The 17,781-nt window shown below is 48.0% G+C and carries 18 protein-coding genes; 13 read left to right on the top strand and 5 right to left on the bottom strand.

What is annotated here, in order from left to right; all coding sequences use genetic code 11:
- The first annotated feature begins 76 nt into the window (after positions 1-76).
- From CIL02_RS06965 to CIL02_RS06935, 7 genes are all read left to right on the top strand, one after another.
- Entirely contained in the window at positions 77-703 is a 627-nt protein-coding gene (locus CIL02_RS06965; RefSeq protein WP_094400285.1) for a TetR/AcrR family transcriptional regulator, read from the top strand.
- Between the two features lie 121 nt (positions 704-824).
- Complete coding sequence (locus tag CIL02_RS06960) at positions 825-1,973, top strand: acyltransferase (RefSeq protein WP_170935037.1); 1,149 nt, start codon at positions 825-827, stop codon at positions 1,971-1,973.
- Positions 1,974-2,039: 66 nt separating this feature from the next.
- Positions 2,040-2,843, top strand: coding sequence for a ThiF family adenylyltransferase (locus CIL02_RS06955; protein ID WP_094400281.1), 804 nt, complete (start codon positions 2,040-2,042; stop codon positions 2,841-2,843).
- 70 nt (positions 2,844-2,913) lie between these two features.
- Positions 2,914-4,038, top strand: a complete 1,125-nt coding sequence (locus CIL02_RS06950; protein ID WP_170935036.1) for an endo-1,4-beta-xylanase — start codon at positions 2,914-2,916, stop codon at positions 4,036-4,038.
- A 188-nt stretch (positions 4,039-4,226) separates the two neighbouring features.
- Positions 4,227-4,769 (top strand): RNA polymerase sigma factor, encoded by a 543-nt coding sequence (locus CIL02_RS06945; RefSeq protein WP_240513563.1) that lies wholly within the window; start codon positions 4,227-4,229, stop codon positions 4,767-4,769.
- A 4-nt stretch (positions 4,770-4,773) separates the two neighbouring features.
- The gene (locus CIL02_RS06940; protein ID WP_141210152.1) at positions 4,774-5,085 is read left to right on the top strand and encodes a hypothetical protein; all 312 of its coding nucleotides are present in this window, start codon (positions 4,774-4,776) and stop codon (positions 5,083-5,085) included.
- Positions 5,086-5,098: 13 nt separating this feature from the next.
- Positions 5,099-5,578, top strand: a complete 480-nt coding sequence (locus tag CIL02_RS06935; protein ID WP_141210151.1) for a hypothetical protein — start codon at positions 5,099-5,101, stop codon at positions 5,576-5,578.
- A gap of 426 nt (positions 5,579-6,004) precedes the next feature.
- Here the strand turns inward: CIL02_RS06935 and rny are convergent, their stop codons facing one another.
- The 4 genes from rny to CIL02_RS06915 form a co-directional block, all read right to left on the bottom strand.
- On the bottom strand, positions 6,005-7,540 hold the full coding sequence (rny, locus tag CIL02_RS06930) for a ribonuclease Y (RefSeq protein ID WP_094400273.1): 1,536 nt from the start codon (positions 7,538-7,540) through the stop codon (positions 6,005-6,007).
- Between the two features lie 39 nt (positions 7,541-7,579).
- Entirely contained in the window at positions 7,580-7,882 is a 303-nt protein-coding gene (locus CIL02_RS06925) for a cell division protein ZapA (RefSeq protein WP_094400271.1), read from the bottom strand.
- Between the two features lie 9 nt (positions 7,883-7,891).
- Positions 7,892-8,185 carry a hypothetical protein gene (locus CIL02_RS06920; protein ID WP_094400269.1) on the bottom strand — a complete coding sequence of 98 codons (294 nt, stop codon included), beginning with the start codon at positions 8,183-8,185 and terminating at the stop codon, positions 7,892-7,894.
- Positions 8,186-8,293: 108 nt separating this feature from the next.
- Positions 8,294-8,911 carry a hypothetical protein gene (locus CIL02_RS06915; protein WP_094400267.1) on the bottom strand — a complete coding sequence of 206 codons (618 nt, stop codon included), beginning with the start codon at positions 8,909-8,911 and terminating at the stop codon, positions 8,294-8,296.
- 379 nt (positions 8,912-9,290) lie between these two features.
- On the opposite strand from CIL02_RS06915, the gene rfbA reads away from it, so the two are divergent.
- The 3 genes from rfbA (at position 9,291) to CIL02_RS06900 (ending at position 13,244) form a co-directional block, all read left to right on the top strand.
- Positions 9,291-10,175 (top strand): glucose-1-phosphate thymidylyltransferase RfbA, encoded by an 885-nt coding sequence (gene rfbA, locus CIL02_RS06910; protein WP_094400265.1) that lies wholly within the window; start codon positions 9,291-9,293, stop codon positions 10,173-10,175.
- Positions 10,176-10,242: 67 nt separating this feature from the next.
- Positions 10,243-12,786, top strand: coding sequence for a polysaccharide biosynthesis tyrosine autokinase (locus tag CIL02_RS06905; RefSeq protein WP_094400263.1), 2,544 nt, complete (start codon positions 10,243-10,245; stop codon positions 12,784-12,786).
- Positions 12,787-12,815: 29 nt separating this feature from the next.
- Positions 12,816-13,244, top strand: a complete 429-nt coding sequence (locus CIL02_RS06900; protein ID WP_094400261.1) for a BT0820 family HAD-type phosphatase — start codon at positions 12,816-12,818, stop codon at positions 13,242-13,244.
- Between the two features lie 211 nt (positions 13,245-13,455).
- Here CIL02_RS06900 and fmt read toward each other — a convergent pair whose 3' ends face one another.
- The gene (gene fmt, locus CIL02_RS06895) at positions 13,456-14,406 is read right to left on the bottom strand and encodes a methionyl-tRNA formyltransferase (protein ID WP_094400259.1); all 951 of its coding nucleotides are present in this window, start codon (positions 14,404-14,406) and stop codon (positions 13,456-13,458) included.
- 185 nt (positions 14,407-14,591) lie between these two features.
- Between fmt and CIL02_RS06890 the strand changes: the two genes are divergently transcribed.
- The 3 genes from CIL02_RS06890 to CIL02_RS06880 all read left to right on the top strand — a co-directional run bounded on the left by CIL02_RS06890 (position 14,592) and on the right by CIL02_RS06880 (position 17,665).
- Positions 14,592-15,218 (top strand): outer membrane beta-barrel protein, encoded by a 627-nt coding sequence (locus CIL02_RS06890; protein ID WP_094400257.1) that lies wholly within the window; start codon positions 14,592-14,594, stop codon positions 15,216-15,218.
- A gap of 49 nt (positions 15,219-15,267) precedes the next feature.
- Entirely contained in the window at positions 15,268-15,837 is a 570-nt protein-coding gene (locus CIL02_RS06885; protein ID WP_094400255.1) for an L-threonylcarbamoyladenylate synthase, read from the top strand.
- Between the two features lie 70 nt (positions 15,838-15,907).
- Complete coding sequence (locus CIL02_RS06880; protein ID WP_094400253.1) at positions 15,908-17,665, top strand: chloride channel protein; 1,758 nt, start codon at positions 15,908-15,910, stop codon at positions 17,663-17,665.
- The last annotated feature ends 116 nt before the right edge of the window (positions 17,666-17,781 follow it).

Raw genomic sequence — 17,781 nt, 5'->3', positions numbered from 1 at the left:
CGCAAAGTTAATAAAAAACCACGATAACGTGACAGAGTTTTATGTTTTTTTTGTATCTTTGCAGCAAAAACAAGATATGGATAAAGCCAACTTCTCGTCCGCATACAGAAAGGAATTACGCACAAAGATACGCGAGGTTGCCATGCAGCATTTCCTCGCAAAGGGCATCCGCGCAGTCAAGATGGACGACATCGCCAACGCGCTGAGTATCTCCAAGCGTACTCTCTACGAGCTTTACGACAACAAGGAAGACCTGCTCCTGGAAGTTCTCAAGGAAGCAGAAGAGAGCAGGCACAACCGTATCTCTGCCTTTGCCGAGCAAGTAGACAACAATGTCATGGAGATTATCTTTGAGCTATATCGCATGCATGCCGAGGCATACGACAACGTCAACCCACTGTTCTATCAGGAGTTGAAGAAATACCCCAAGGTAACAAACTACCTTGACGAGAAAGACACCGTAGACGAGAACCTAACGCAGGCATTCTTCAACCTTGGCATCGAGCAGGGCTATTTCCGTAAGGAGATTGACTTCGCGATAGTAGCAAAAATGATGCGCGAGTGTGTACGTTACGCAATATACAATACAGACTTTACAACGGTTAAGTTCGACTACCTCTTCACCAACGTAATATTCCTTTTCTTCCGCGGTTTCTGCACAGACAAGGGTATCGAGGCCGTGAACAGGATGTGCGACAAGTAAAGCTCTCTATAGAAGACTAATAGCGTGCAATAAATAAAGCATGCGTGTCTATAAGGGACTTTTCCTAAATTTGCAAATCTCACTCACCCCCCCTTACCCCCCAGGGCACCATTCCTATCCTATGAACACCAACACTACCCAACCACGCTATGAGATACTCGACGGGCTTCGTGGAGTAGCAGCCCTGATGGTGGTAATATTCCACTTGAGCGAGGCTTTCTCCTATGACCCTGTGTACAAGCATCTCAATCACGGCTACCTTGCTGTTGACTTCTTCTTCGTCCTTTCCGGTTATGTCATTGGCTACGCATACGACCATCGCATGCTTAGCGGCGAGATGACACGATGGGACTTTGTGAAGAGCCGTCTTATCAGGCTCCAACCCATGGTGCTATTCGGCCTACTACTGGGTGCTGCATTCTTCTACCTGCAAAGCGGCAACTACTATCCACGCATAGCAGAGACCAGCCTTGCGACGCTGCTGTTGTATGTTGTGCTGGGCTTCTTTATGATTCCCCAGACACCGGAATACAACATACGAGGCAACGACGAGCTGTTCTCCCTGAACATTCCTCAGTGGTCGCTCATCTACGAGTATATCGCCAACCTTCTCTATGGTCTGTTTGTCTACCGTTTGGGAAAGAAGTGGCTCGCCGTACTTGTGGCAGTCTTTGCTGTGATACTTGCCGACTGCGCCCTGAGCCTAAACATGTTCGGGATGCTTGAGGAGCACGACTATCCATGGGCACTCAACGGTGGCTTCACATGGAACACGGAACATATATATATAGGTATGGCGCGCGTGGGCTATTCATTCTTTGCCGGTCTGCTTCTCAGCCGTTTGGGCTTAGTAGTGAGGGCGCGTGGTGCCTTCTGGATATGCTCCATCATAATCGTGGCGATAATATGCACGGAGAATGTCGGAGGCTATGCCCTGCCCCACCTTGACGGAGCCTTCAGCCTGATCTGCACCCTGCTTATTTTTCCCATCGTGGTATGCATAGGCGCAGGCACCAATCCCAAAGGTAAGACCACCATCGGCGTATGCCGTTTTATGGGTCGCATATCCTACAGCCTCTATCTGGTACACTACCCCTTCGTATACCTGTTCTTCACGTGGATAGACAACAATGGCGACGCGCCGCTATCTGTGAAACTCTTCCTCTCGGCAGCCATAGTGGCAGTAAGCGTCCTCACGGCTTATGCGGCGATGATGCTCTACGATGAGCCTGTAAGGAAACACCTGAGGCAGAGGTTTCTGAGGAAATAGCCTGAGGCAATAATAGCATTATGAGAAAAAATATGTAACTTTGCAGGCAAAAACAAGGAAAAGAGGATGGGGATAGAAAGAGGTATATTCAACCGCGCCCAACTGCTGTTGGGAAGCGATGCCATGGAGAGACTGAACAGCATCAAGGTGATAATATTCGGCGTGGGAGGCGTAGGCTCTTGGTGCGCTGAGAGCCTTGTACGCTCAGGTATCAGCCACCTGACGGTAGTCGACAGCGACAGGGTATGCATAACTAACATCAACCGTCAGCTCATGGCCACGGTGAAGACCGTAGGGCAGGTTAAGGTGGAGGCTCTCAAGGAGAGGCTACTTACCATAAACCCCATGGCAGAGATAGATGCACGGCAGCAGATATTCTCGGAAGAGACTGCCGACAGCTTCTGCCTCGACAGCTACGACTATATCATCGATGCCATAGACTCGCTGAAGGACAAGCGGTTGCTTATTGAAATGGCATGCAATACCAAGGCGGTATTCTTCTCATCAATGGGAGCAGCGCTGAAGATGGACCCAACAAGGATAAAGGTTGCAGAGTTCTGGAAGGTTGAGGGATGCCCTCTGGCCCGTGCCCTGCGCCAGAGATTCAAGCGGCTGAAACGTAAACCCGCAAGGAAATTCCTATGCGTATACAGCGACGAGCTGCTGGAGAACAAGGGGCATAACGCATCGTGCGGAACAGAGAAGTGCATGTGTCCGAAGGCAAAGAACGGACCTGGCGACGCAGCCCTGCTCAATCATGAGTGGTGCTCAAGCAAGGCGCAAATCAACGGCTCGCTGATGCATATCACGGCAATATTCGGCATGACCATTGCCGGACTCGTAGTGAAGGACGCTGCGGGGCGACCCTGACGACAGGTCCTTCACTATGTGTGGGAGAGGTAGATTGTTATACTATTCGGCAATTCAAGGAATTCAGAGAATGAAATCTTCTATTATCATATTATCGCTTGTTCTGGCTGCTCTATCAGCCACGGCACAACAGACGGAGACGGCTGTTGCAGACACCACATATGGTTACAAGGACGCATACAAGGACTATTTCAGTATTGGTGTCTCGCTAAGTGCACGCAACGTGAGGTCCGCAGAGCAGATGGACATAGTGAGGAGGAACTTCAACAGCGTTACGGCGGAGAATGCCATGAAGCCAGGAGTTATACACCCGAAGGAGAACGTCTGGAGATGGGACGATGCAGACAGCATAGCCAACTGGTGCCGGAGAAACGGCGTGAAGATGAGAGGCCACTGCCTGTGCTGGCACGAGCAGTTTTCCAACTGGATGTTTACAGGCTCCTTGGGCAACGAGGTGACAAAAGAGGTGTTCTACCAAAGACTGCGCAACCATATCCACACCGTGGTAGGAAGATACAAGGATGTTGTCTACGCCTGGGACGTGCTTAACGAGGCCATTGCCGACGGAGACGGGGACAGGCTGCCTGATGACAATGGCGAACCAAGCCCATACAGGCAGTCAAGGCTCTTCAAGCTATGTGGAGAAGAGCTTGTTAGAAAAGTATTCGAGTTTGCTCATGAGGCTGACCCTGATGCCAAGCTATTCTACAACGACTACAATGCTGCTGTTCCGTCAAAGCGTGACCATATATATAATATGGTGAAGAAGATGAAGGATGACGGAGTACCCATCGACGGCATAGGCATGCAGGGACACTACAACGCCTGGTGGCCATCGGCAGAAGACGTCGAGGCAGCCATAAGTAAATTTTCTGAGATTGTAGACGAGGTGCAGGTGACGGAGCTGGACATAAGAACAACCAACGAGATGGGAGGCCAACTGCAGTTTAGCCAGGGAAATGCAGGAGGCGTGCCACAGCATATAGCAGAGATGCAAGAGAGGCAATATGCCAACATCTTCCGCATTGTGCGAAAATGGAGGAACGTGGTCACGAACGTCACGTTCTGGAACCTCTCTGATGCCGACTCATGGCTCGGAGCAGGCAACAGTCCCCTACCCTTCGACACAGACTACAAACCAAAGAGCATATACTACACCATCAGGGACTTCAATCCCGCAAACGACAGACGGTGATAAGGATTTGAGGTGGCAACTCTCCGCAAATCCATATCCTACAAAACTCCATAAACATTTCATTGCTACATTTTATTTCATCTGAGTTTTTAACGTTTTAGCCTCTTTTGCGTCATATATTATAGGAAACGGCAATAATCGCAGGCTTTGAAACGCTTCACGAGTGTGCCGATGAAAAAGAACCAGCAATGAAAGAGATCGACGACACATATATAACAACTCTAATGGGGCGCGACCCACAGCGCGGCTTCAAAAGCCTCATGGACAAATACCAGGAGAAAGTATACTGGCATATCCGGCGGCTTGTTGTCGGGCATGAGGAGGCACGGGACGTCACGCAGGACACATTCGTAAAAGTGTTCAGGTCGTTCAGCTCGTACCGTGGCAACGGCTCGCTTGGCGGATGGATATACCGAATAGCCACCAATGAGGCATTGGACCACATTGCGCGCAACAAGGCCAGGCAGATGGAGACAGACCTGGAGGGAACGGACTACTTCAGTCTTCACGCCGACGAGTACACAGACTATACGAAGGCAGACGCCGTGGCCATGCAGAGGATTATATCGTCCCTACCCGAGAAGCAGCAGGTGGCATTCAGCCTCAGATACTACGACGAGCTGCCTTTCAAGGAGATAGCCTCTATCATGGGTACAACCGAAGTGACGGCAAGAGTGAACTATAGCATTGCCAAGAGTAAGATTACCAATATTATAACGGAGAAGGAGTAAATATATGCAAAAGAAAAGATGTGAAATGCCATTTATGGTATCGGAGGGGTTCTTCGAGGACATGCAGTCCACGGTATTCAGCCGGCTTGCAACAGACTTCGACCAGGCAGGAAAGAGTATTCGAAGGACTCTTATAACAAAACTGATGTATGCTGCTGCGTGTGCCGTGTTGTGCGTGGTGATGCTCGGACAATCGGCAGGAGACATGGGCAGTAGAACATTCTTGACAGTGGACGAGGCATACAGCCAGCTTAGCGAGACCGATCAGGAAATAGTGCTCGAATCATACGAGCAAGACATATTGTTTAACTTATAAAACGACAAAGAAGATGAAAAGGATTATCAGAATTATGGCCCTTGCCATGTTCATGGTATGTATGAGCATGGGAGCTAACGCCCAGAACAAGCAAAAGAAAGACGGAAGCAGGATGAGCGTTGAACAGCTGACTGAGCTGCGCGCCAAGCGCATAGCACAGGCTCTGGCTCTTGACGATGCCACTGCCCAGAAGTTCACTACCACATTCTGCGCATGCCAAAAAGAGCTTTATGCAGCCAACAAGGCCATGAAGGAAAACAAAGGCAAGAAGAGAAGCGAGATGACGGATGCGGAGATTGAAACTATACAGAAGGACAGATTCAAACAAAGCCGCAAACTGCTCGACCTTAGAGAGAAATACTACGGCGAATACAGAAAGTTCCTCTCTGCCCGTCAGGTACAAAGGGTATACGAGCTGGAAAAACAGGACTTCAAGAAATTCGCAATTCATGCTGCCAAGAACAAGAAGGCACCAGCAAGGAAAAGAAAGTAAGCCTGCAATAGGTATCAAGTACAGGAAAAGAGGGGGCTATGCTCCCTCTTTTCGTATTCTTAGCATGCCAGCGTCCTTATATGGCTGGCAGGAGCTGATGGCGTGGATGATGCGTTATAGAGCAGTCTCGCTGTCAACGGGATATCGGCAATGAAGGTAGTATACACAGACCACACTGCAAAAATAGTAATCACTCGAAATGTCTGATGCCGCCATACAGCATACGTCTGTTCGGCAACGTTAAGGACTTTATTCCATTTCGGCAATTACAAAACTGACATTTGTCTGACAAATAACTCGCCCTGCAAGAGCTAAAGCATAATTGGCTATTATTTACGCTTTACCCTTGCAGGGCGAGTATTGTAGTTGGAAATTCTTATTCTTGCTGAAACCAGAATTACGCAGTTGAGCTATTGCAGATGGTAATTACTTGGCGTAAGCAACAGAACGTGTCTCCCTGATGACTGTAATCTTCACCTGTCCGGGATATGTCATCTCGTTCTGTATCTTTGTAGCTATCTCGCCACTCAGCTTCTCGGTCTCCTCATCGCTCATCTTGTCGGCTCCGACAATAACCCTAAGCTCACGTCCAGCCTGAATGGCATAGGTCTTGGTAACACCAGGATAGCTCATGGCTATAGCCTCAAGGTCGTTGAGACGCTTGATATATGCCTCGACAATCTCACGGCGTGCGCCAGGACGTGCTCCAGAGATGGCGTCGCAGACCTGAACGATAGGTGCGAGAAGAGTATTCATCTCCATCTCGTCGTGATGGGCACCGATGGCGTTGCAGATATCTGGCTTCTCCTTGTATTTCTCAGCAATCTTTGCTCCATAGAGTGCGTGCGGCAACTCGCTCTCCTCGTCAGGCACCTTGCCGATGTCGTGAAGCAGTCCGGCTCTCTTGGCCTTCTTTGGATTGAGTCCCAGCTCAGCAGCCATGACTGCACACAGGTTTGCCGTCTCGCGTGCATGCTGCAGCAGATTCTGACCATAGGAGCTTCTGTACTTCATCTTGCCGACTATACGGATAAGCTCAGGATGCAGGCCATGGATTCCAAGGTCTATGGCTGTACGTTTACCAGTCTCTATAATCTCGTTCTCAAGCTGTTTCTTCACCTTGGCAACGACCTCCTCGATGCGTGCCGGATGAATACGTCCGTCGGCAACAAGCTGATGCAGGGCCAAACGGCAGACCTCACGGCGGATTGGGTCGAAGGCTGATATGACAATAGCCTCAGGAGTATCGTCAACGACAATCTCAACTCCAGTAGCAGCCTCAATGGCACGGATGTTACGTCCCTCGCGTCCGATGATACGTCCCTTTACTTCGTCATTGTCGATATGGAATACGCTTACAGAGTTCTCGATTGCCGTCTCAGTGGCGACACGCTGTATGGTCTGAATGACAATCTTCTTAGCCTGTGCATTGGCATTTAGCTTTGCCTCGTCCATAATCTCGTTGATGTAGCTTGCCGCATCAGTACGGGCCTCATCCTTAAGGCTCTCCACGAGTCGGTTCTTTGCCTCCTCAGCACTAAGTCCAGAGAGTTCCTCAAGTTTTTCCCTCTCCTGGTTCTGCATCTTCTCAAGTTCCTCCTGCTTGATGGCGATGAGCTTCTTCTCGTTCTCTATACGCTGTTGGTTCTGCTCAACCTCCTGCTTGCGTCTTCCCAGTTCCTCCAGCCTTTGATTGAGCGAAATCTCACGCTGCTTGAGCCTGTTCTCGCTCTGCTGGATTTTCTGATTTCTCTGCTGAACCTCTTTTTCGAGCTCACTTTTCTTGTTCAGGAACTTCTCCTTTACTTCAAGGAGTTTTTTCTCTTTGATGACCTCTGCCTCATTATTAGCGGCCTCTATCATCTGTTTATATTTTCCGGTAATGACATATCGGAAAAGTACGTAGCCGACAATTCCTCCTATTAGGATTCCTATGACGGCCGAGATAATAACTGTTGTCATGGATAACTCTTTAATTAATTTATATGTGTGTATATTCTCCTACTTCTTCAGGGCGTCCTCAATCTCCGAAGTCAACTTTGAGAGAATACCAACCACCGGTCCAAGGTCGTTATGCATAGCCTCTTTCTCATATCTTAACGCTATATCAATGAGTACGGCATACAAAATCTCCTTATCACTCTTTTTCCCCTTGAAATACGAGTAATAAGTGTTCATTGTTTCGGTTATAAGCTTGCCAGCCTTCCGATACTGTTCCTCCTCGTCGCGGTTGCACCGCAGAGGAATTTCCATATCGTAGACAAACAATCTTATGTTTAATTTCTCTTTGTTTTCCTCAGCCATAGTACGTTATCAACTTTCGCTCAAGAGCGTGATACATTTGTTGACGTCCCTGATGAGCCTCGACACCCGCTTCTGTACAGACTCCATGTCGCCGTCTGTAATCTCAAGCATCTTGGCCATCTTCAGCATCTCATAATCTCTACGTGCCTGTTCCAACTTGGCCTCCAATTCCTTTATCCTGGAGTCGCGCTCGTCAACCATTGCGTAAAGCTCCGCATTCTCATTCTTCGTCTCATTGTACTGAAGAATCATCTGCCTTACTCTGGTGGTGAAAGCGTTTAAAGTTTTCTCATTAGCATCCATAGAATTATTATTTGGCTACAAATTTACCAATTTATTTTTAAAAAGGCAAGATATAAGCATATATTTTTTAGGCAGACCGAGAGTTTTTGCCGTCTCGGACATTTTTTCCTACTCCTCAGTCTGTCTTGGCTCTTTCTTGGCAAGCATCACGAGCTGATATACATAGTCTGTAATCCACTTCTCGCTGAAACCGAGACGCTTATTATACTGACGTATGGCAACGATGGTCTTTAGCACGCCAGCATCGGTGTAATCGTTCTTGGTAAAGATGTCGTGCACGGTTTTTTCCGTCATCGTCCTGATAGCCTTTTTGAAAAACGACGGCAACCTCAATTTGAACTTCATCAGATTGCCCGTAAGCATCATAATATCCTGGGAGAAATTCTGGAATTGAACAAGATATACCTGCACATCCTGCAACTTGCGGCAGTTCTTGCGTATGCTTTGGTCGATTTCCTTGAAGAAAGACTCGTCGGTACCATAGATTTCGTTCATCATTTTCATGCAATGTTTCTTCTCTCCGACTCCCAGTTTATTGTTTACCGTCGGCACATGGAACGTAGACTTGAACACCCTCAGGTCCGGCACCATTGCAAGGTTGGTTATACCAACATTAGAAGCCAGCGAAGCCTGGAAATAGACACGTATGAGGGTCATATAGTCCTGCATGCCTCCAGCCCCGTTCTCTGCCTCCTTCTTTCCAAATAGTTTTTTTATGAAGCTCATAATGTTTTTTCAGAATTTATCTATTACATGTTTTCTATTATCAAATGCAAAATTAATAGAAAATATTCAAACTGCAAAATTTATTTGCGACTACCTCTGTCTTTTTTGCCAATTAGCCCATCTTTCGTTACGCCTTACAGCATCTTTAGAGCATCACAATTGACTTGCAGCATAATTTCAACAGTAAATTTGAAAAAAAGTGCCACAAGTTTTCGTATCTCAAATATAATTATTAAATTTGCCACAAATTAGCGGGAACATCTCGTTACCCGATGTTTTGCAACAAAATATACGTCTCAAACAAAACGACAGTATACCAGAACTCTAGTTCATCTAGTTCAATAAGTATTAACAACATACTCTAAAGCAATACGACAAAGTGAAAGGAATTGTATTAGCAGGCGGCTCGGGTACACGCCTATACCCCATTACCAAAGGCATAAGCAAACAGCTCATTCCTATTTTCGACAAGCCGATGATATATTATCCCTTGTCGGTGCTGATGCTTGCAGGTATCCGTGACATACTCGTAATATCAACACCTTACGACCTTCCTGGTTTCAGACGGCTCCTTGGCGACGGCCACGACCTTGGCATCAACATCAGCTACGCGGAGCAACCAAGTCCCGACGGACTGGCACAGGCATTCATCATAGGCGAGGAATTCATCGGCAGCGATGACGTATGCCTCGTTCTTGGCGACAACATCTTTTACGGAGCAGGCTTCAGCGCATTGCTCAAGGAGAGCGTAACCGCAGCCACAAACGGCAAGGCAAGTGTGTTCGGATATTACGTAAACGACCCCGAGAGATACGGAGTTGCAGAATTCGACGAACAGGGCAACTGCCTGAGCATAGAAGAAAAACCTGCCAACCCGAAGAGCAACTATGCCGTTGTGGGACTGTATTTTTACCCAAACAGCGTGGTAGAGATAGCAAAGCACATCAAGCCAAGCGCACGCGGAGAGTTGGAGATAACCACTGTCAATCAGGAATACCTCTCCAGGAACAGCCTCATGGTTAGAACATTGCAGAGAGGGTTCGCATGGCTTGACACTGGTACCCATGACAGCCTCAGCGAGGCAAGCACCTTCATAGAGGTTATAGAAAAGAGACAGGGACTGAAAGTGGCATGTCTGGAAGAAATTGCTTATAAGAAAGGATGGATAACAACAGAACAGCTCAGAGTCGTTGCCCAGCCCATGGCAAAGAATGAGTACGGCAAATACCTGCTGAAACTTGCCGACAAAACCCTTCCAAAATAAGCACTAAAGAGGAACAAGCGCAAAGATAATAAAGGTATTAATACAAAGAAACACATAAAATTACACAATGGAAGAAAAAAAGAATCTTGAAATGGAGAACGCAAATGTGCCATTTGAGAAAGAGGAGCAGTCCGCTTTCGATTTTGCCGCCATCTACACTACCATTATCCTCAACTGGAAATGGTTTGCTCTCTCTCTCATCATCTGTCTTGGAGTAGCAGCCATATACCTACGCTACACCACCCCTATCTACCAGGCATACGCCAAGCTGCTGATCAAAGATAACGAGGGCAACAGCAGCCGCAACAACATGCTCAACACTTCCACTCTCGGTATGATTACCAACTCTAACGGTATCGACAACGAGATGGAGATACTTAGCTCGCACTCTATTGCAGAGCAGGCTGTACGCGACCTCAAACTATACGTGAACTACTATATCAAGGGCAAAATAAAATACAACCTGCTCTACAAGACACAGCCCATAAGCGTAGACGTGGATCCGGCACACCTGGAGAAACTAAACGCCGGCATAAATCTGGACATTGTCAAGGAAGGCAACAAGTACCATATCACGGGTACATACTATGTTCCTATAAGCGACAACGAGGCTGACGGCCCATTTGCTATAGACAAGACGTTCTCGCAGCTGCCCGCAACAATCGGCACACGAGCAGGCATTCTGAGCTTCTCTGCAAATCCTGGCTACCAGATGCAGGAAGGACAGCAGATAAAAGTTGTCATCAACTCTCCAAAGAGCGAGGCATATAAGTACGTAGGCTCACTGTCTGTTAGCCAGACCAGCAAGACAACAACCATTGCTCAGCTTGTCATCAGCGACGAAAGCCCACAGAGAGCCGTAGACTACCTCAAGCAGCTCGCCATCTGCTACAACAGGCAGGCCAACGAGGACAAGAACGAGATAGCAGTACGTACCGAAGAGTTCATCAACGGACGTCTTGAGAAAATCAACGCCGAGCTAGGCAACACCGAGGGGCAGCTTGAGAACTACAAGAAGTCACACAACATGGTGGAGCTGAAGATGAATGCCGGACAGGCTGTAGGCAATGCCGACCAGTACTCACAGAAACTTGCCGAAATCAGTACTCAGGTGGAGTTGCTCAACAGCATCAACGACTATATGAACCAGCCAGACAATAGGTATCAGACCCTGCCATCGAACGTTGGTCTTACCGATGCGTCGGCAACATCACTAATTAATAAGTACAACGAGATTGTACTACAGCGTAACAGGCTGCTGCGTAGCGCAAGCGAGAACTCACCAACTGTGACACCTCTCACCTCACAGCTCGAAGACTTGTCGAACAGTATCCGCAGGGCTATGAGCCAGGCACGCCGCAACGTTGAGATACAGCGCAACGCTATTTCCTCACAGTTCAACAAGTATCAGGGACAGATACAATCTACACCTGAGCAGGAAAGAATGCTTACACAGATTGGCCGCCAGCAGGAAGTGAAGTCGGGCCTTTACCTGATGCTTCTCCAGAAGCGTGAGGAAAACTCCATATCGCTTGCCGCCACTGCCGACAAGGGAAAACTCATCGATGACCCTGCTGCAGGCGGAAAGGTTAGCCCCAAGAGCTCGCTTATAATGCTTATAGGACTTATCGCCGGACTGGCTATCCCTGCCATAATCCTCTACATCGTACAGCTGTTCCGCTACAAGATTGAGGGACACGACGACGTGGCAAGCCTTACCACTCTGCCAATCATTGCCGATGTGGCAGTAGCCAGCGAGACTGCCAAGACAAAGGCCGACATCGTAGTACACGAGAACAAGAACACACAGATGGAGGAGATATTCCGTTCCATGCGTACCAACATACAGTTCATGCTCAAGGAGAACCAGAAAACCATCATGTTCACCTCGACAACAACGGGTGAGGGTAAGACGTTCACGGCTGCCAACCTTGCAGTGAGCTTCGCCCTTCTTGGCAAGAAGGTAGTGCTCGTTGGTCTTGACATCCGTAAGCCGCGTCTCGCACAGCTTTTCGAAATTGACGACAAGAAGCACGGAATTACAAACCTCATCGTCAAGAACTCCCCTAACAAGGATGACATCCTTGGACAGATAGTACCCTCGGGCATCAACAACAACCTTGATCTTCTTATGGCAGGTCCGATACCTCCAAACCCCGCAGAGCTTGTTGCCCGTACTTCACTTGACGACATCATGGGCAACCTACGCGAGATGTACGACTACATACTCATCGATACAGCTCCTGTAGGCCTTGTTACCGATACGCTTCAGATAAGCCGCGTGGCTGACGTTACAGTCTACATGTGCCGCGCAGACTACACTCCGAAGGAGAGCTTCGAGCTTATCAACAGCCTCGCAGCAGAGAAGAAACTCCCCACCATGTGTGTTGTACTGAATGGCATCGACATGTCGAAGAAGAAGTACGGATACTATTATGGCTATGGTCGCTACGGCAAGTACGGACGCTACGGACGCTACAACAGCAAGTCTCAGCGCTATGGGGCATATGGTTCGTACGGACGCTATGGCTCATATGGCGCATACGGCTCTTACGGCAGTTATGTCAACAGTCATTACGGAGACAAGAACGACACATCAATAAAGGTATAACACCTTTACATAAACCCTAACACAAAGTTATGATTATTGCAGTTGATTTCGACGGAACAATTGTAGAGAACAGATATCCTGACATCGGTGACGAACGTCCGTTCGCCACCGATACTCTTAAAATGTTGATCAAAGACAAGCACCAGCTTATATTATGGAGTTGCCGCGAGGACAAATTGCTTGATGATGCCGTGGCATGGTGCAGGGAGAGAGGGGTGGAATTCTGGGCCATCAACAAAGACTATCCTGAGGAAGATATGACCAAAAACTACCACTTCTCAAGGAAAATCAAGGCCGACATGTTCATTGACGACAGACAGGTGGGAGGACTTCCTGACTGGGGAACTATCTACCAGATGATAAAATACCATAAACCCTACGAACTGGTCATCAAGGAGTCATTCGGGCATATTCATGAGGAAGATGTTCCAAAAAAGAAACACTGGTGGCAATTTTGATGATTGATTAATGATTATTGATTAATGATTGATGATTGCTGATAATTGCTGTTTAATTGCTGATAATTGCTGTTCCGCTAAATCATCCGCTTGCGGACAAACAACAATACATCATGTGTTTAGAACAACAATTATCAGCAATTATTATTTTACAGCACCAAACTCGTATTTCATAATTCATGCAGCCCCTACAGTCACTGTCTGAGTTGGGTTAAAGGCGGAGTCCGTTGACAAAATCACGGGCTGCCATACGTTTCTTTCCCGACTGCTGCAAGGTCAGTACCTCAAGCAGACAGTCACCAGTATTGACAAACATCCTACCTTTCTCAATATATACGACACCGGGCTCACCGTTAGCCGTGCGCTCAGTCTTGGCTGTCTTGAATATCTTCAGCGTCAGTTGATTGTTATTGAGCCTTACCTTTCCCCATGCACCAGGGTAAGGGCTTAGTCCCCTTACAAAGTCATAAACAGACTTAGCATTCTTCTCCCAGCATATCTCGCACGTTTCCTTGAAAATCTTTGGCGCAACGGGCAGGCTGTCACAATCAGTCATATCACTCTGTTCGATGGTCTTCACATTACCCTCGGTACAGAGAACCATATCTATTGTCTCGACGGCTAAGTCTGCGCCAAGCTCCATCAGCCCGTCGTAAACATATTCCACATCTGCATCATCGGGAATAGGGAACGCCTTCTGTGCGATAACCCTACCTGTATCAATGTCATGGTCGAGGAAGAACGTAGTGACCCCAGTCTCTGTCTCGCCATTAATTACAGCCCAGTTAATAGGTGCCGCTCCCCTATATTTTGGCAAAAGCGCAGCATGAACATTGAATGTTCCAAACCTCGGCATAGCCCATACCACTTCCGGTAGCATACGGAACGCAACAACCACCTGCAGGTCGGCATTGTAGCTTCTCAGCAGTTCAACAAACTCCGGGTCTTTCATCTTTACCGGCTGCAATACTGGCAGTCCGTGTTCCTGCGCAAATTTCTTCACTTCCGACGGCTGCAACGTGTCCTGATGACGGCCTACGGGCTTATCGGGCTGCGTAACGACGGCCACGACATTATATCCTCCTTCAACAAGTTTTCTCAATGTCCCCACGGCAAACTCAGGTGTTCCCATGAAGACAATTCTTAAATCTTTCTTCTCCATATAAGCGCAAAGTTAATCAAAAACGGCGATACCACAAAGCCATTCCAAAAATTTTCACTCACCCAAAACAAAAAAACAGATAGCGCACCTATTACAGGTATGATGCGATACAACAAAAAAAACGCCGTTAAATTTTGTTTTGTCCACTATTTGCACTACCTTTGCATAAAATTAGTTTTTTTGTCATGAAGAAATACATACTAATACTTTTGCTTGCCATGACAGCCACGGCAACAGTCTCTGCTGCAGACAAGTACGAGCGCGTCCCTTGGGACATCTTCGTCATACCAAAGGCGGGTGCTGCAGGCTCATTCATGCGACACTCTGGTGGAGAGTTCAAAATAGGTCTTACTGGTGGTGTAGCCATGCAAGTATACTTCACCCCCAAACTGGCATTCGACGTCGAGCTGGCATATCTTCATGCAGGAACAAAGAATGCCTACATAACATGGGTTACAACAGAGAACGCCGGACCTTACGACTATCGTCTCGACTACATCAACGCCTCATATCTCCTACACTATTACCCCACACACTGGCTAAGCTTCTATACTGGTGTAACAGGTGGAAAACTCTTCAATGCCAAGAGCGAGTACAGATCTCAAATCGTAGATATTGAGGACGAGCTGCACGGCTCACTGCTCACAGTACCAGTAGGATTCAGCTTGGAACTGGGGAAGGTGATGCTTGATGCCAGATGGAACTACCAGCTCAACAAGCTCCCCGACAGCGACAAGGCAAAGCAAATATTGCCAAACTCGGTTCTTAACATGGTGCAGCTCACCGTTGGGTACAAGATACAGGTGTTTTAAAGCAACAGCAGTCGCTATAGCGATTTGCGATATTCAGAAAAAAAAGATTGTGAAAACAGAAGATGACATCAGAAACGCCGTTGAGACCATGCGGCGTGGAGGTATAATCCTCTACCCTACTGACACGGTATGGGGAATAGGATGCGACGCCACAAACGCCGAGGCTGTGGCAAAGGTCTACAACATCAAGCATCGCGACGACTCAAAGGCTCTCATCTGCCTTGTCGACTCAGAGTCAAGGCTTCAACGCTATGTCCGTGACATACCAAATGTAGCCTGGGATATATTCGAGCTCTCAGTAAAACCAACAACGATAGTCCTCGACAACGCTGTCAACCTGGCACCAAATCTCATTGCCGACGATGGTTCCATAGCCATGCGTATAACTAAGGAGCCATTCTCCAAGGAACTCTGCTACAGATATCAGAAAGCCATTGTGAGCACGAGCGCCAATATCAGCGGTAAGCCTGCGGCACAGAACTTCTGCGACATCAGCGAGGAGATTATCAATGCCGTAGACTACGTCTGCTGGACAAGACGGCAGGAACACAAGCCGCATACCCCGTCGAGCATTATCAAGCTGACAGCAAATGGCGAGGTGACAATAATAAGGAAATAGGCAAGAGCAACTACACATATAATATTATTAATAACAATCCATAAAAGACAACGCTTTGTTTGCTAAAATAATGGCATGGAAGGAAACCCATCTGACCGACAAGCAGATGACGGTTATACTGGCATTCATGATAGGCATCCTCGCCTCCATGGCTGCCTATATCCTTCATACGCTCATCCACCAGATACAGGCCATTCTGACAGAAGGCTTCGAGGTGACCTCCTTCAACTGGCTCTACCTTGTATTTCCCGTCATCGGTATCTATCTTACATCGCTTTTTGTTAGGCATATTGTCCGGGACAACATCTCTCACGGTATCACCCGCATACTCTATGCCATCTCGCGCAAGCGATCGAGACTGAAGCCTCACAACTGCTGGTCGTCGGTTATAGCATCTGCCATCACCATCGGCTTCGGCGGTTCTGTAGGTGCCGAGGCTCCTATAGTGCTTACTGGCTCAGCCATAGGCTCCAACCTCGGACAACTGTTCAAGATGGACAACAAGACTCTCATGCTGCTTGTAGGATGCGGTGCCGCCGCCGCCATCTCCGGTATCTTCAAGGCTCCTATAGCAGGTCTTGTCTTCACTCTTGAGGTGCTTATGGTTGACCTTACGATGGCTTCCCTGCTACCCATTCTTGTCTCTACCATCACAGCCAATGTCTTCACCTGGCTGCTTATGGGAGGCAACTCACTGTTCAGTTTCCACATGGACGGTGCGTGGCAGGTAGAGCGCGTGCCAGCCTGCGTGCTGCTTGGCCTTTTCTGCGCCTTCATAAGCCTATATTTCATTCGTACCATGACATTCTGCGAGGGCATATTCGCCAAGATGAAGAATCATCCCTACGGCAAGCTCGCTGTGGGAGGTATCATGCTAAGCTCGCTCATATTCCTCTTCCCTGCTCTCTATGGCGAGGGCTACTCTGCCATCAACATCCTGCTAAACGGACGTACCGAGGCCGACTGGGACAAGCTGCTCAACAACTCACTGTTCTATGGTCACAGCAACCTGCTTGTTGTCTACATTGCTCTTGTGCTGCTCACCAAGGTGTTTGCGACATCATGTACCAATGGTGCCGGCGGATGCGGCGGAACCTTCGCACCCTCATTGTTTATAGGTGGATTTGGCGGCTTTCTCTTTGCAAGAATATGGAACATGCAGCAGATTGGAGTATATGTTCCGGAAAAGAACTTCACCCTTCTTGGTATGGCAGGAGTCATGGCAGGAGTTATGCACGCCCCGCTCACAGGCATATTTCTTATAGCAGAAATTACAGGTGGCTATGCCCTGTTTGTGCCGCTGATTATAGTCTCCACGGTGTCCGTGATGGTGATGAGTATCTTCGAGCCTCACAGCATCTACGCCATGCGACTGGCAAGGCAGGGCAAGCTCATCACTCACCATACCGACAAGGCTGCGCTGACACTGATGAGCATGGACAGCATCATAGAGAAAGACTACCTCAGCGTAGCTCCAGACATGCCGTTGGGCAAGCTCGTAAATGTCCTGAGCCGCAGCCAGACCGTGTTCATTCCTGTACTTGACAATGGAGGGCGCCTTCTTGGCTCTGTGGACATTACAAAGATTAGACACATCGTGTTCCGTACCGAGCTGTATACCAAGTTCACGGTTAGCCAACTCATGGTGTCCCTGCCAGCAGTGCTCTATACCAACGAGCCTATGGAGGAGGTCATGAAGAAGTTTGAAAAATGTAATGCCGAGTACCTCCCTATTGTCGACATCAACAATAAGCTCACAGGATTCATATCACGCACGCGAATGTATGCCATGTACAGGAAAATGGTTGCTGATTTGTCAGCGGAATAAGAGGATTGGAAGGCTTTATTGTAGATGGAAGAACTTTATTGTATTATTTAAAGTTGCATACGGGGTGTATGGATTTGTATCCAGATATAACCTTACACCCAGAGTGCCGCTACGTT

Source organism: Prevotella sp. P3-122, from assembly GCF_002251365.1.
In the GTDB taxonomy this organism is placed as follows: Bacteria; Bacteroidota; Bacteroidia; order Bacteroidales; family Bacteroidaceae; genus Prevotella.
This window is presented reverse-complemented; position numbering and strand designations above follow the sequence as displayed.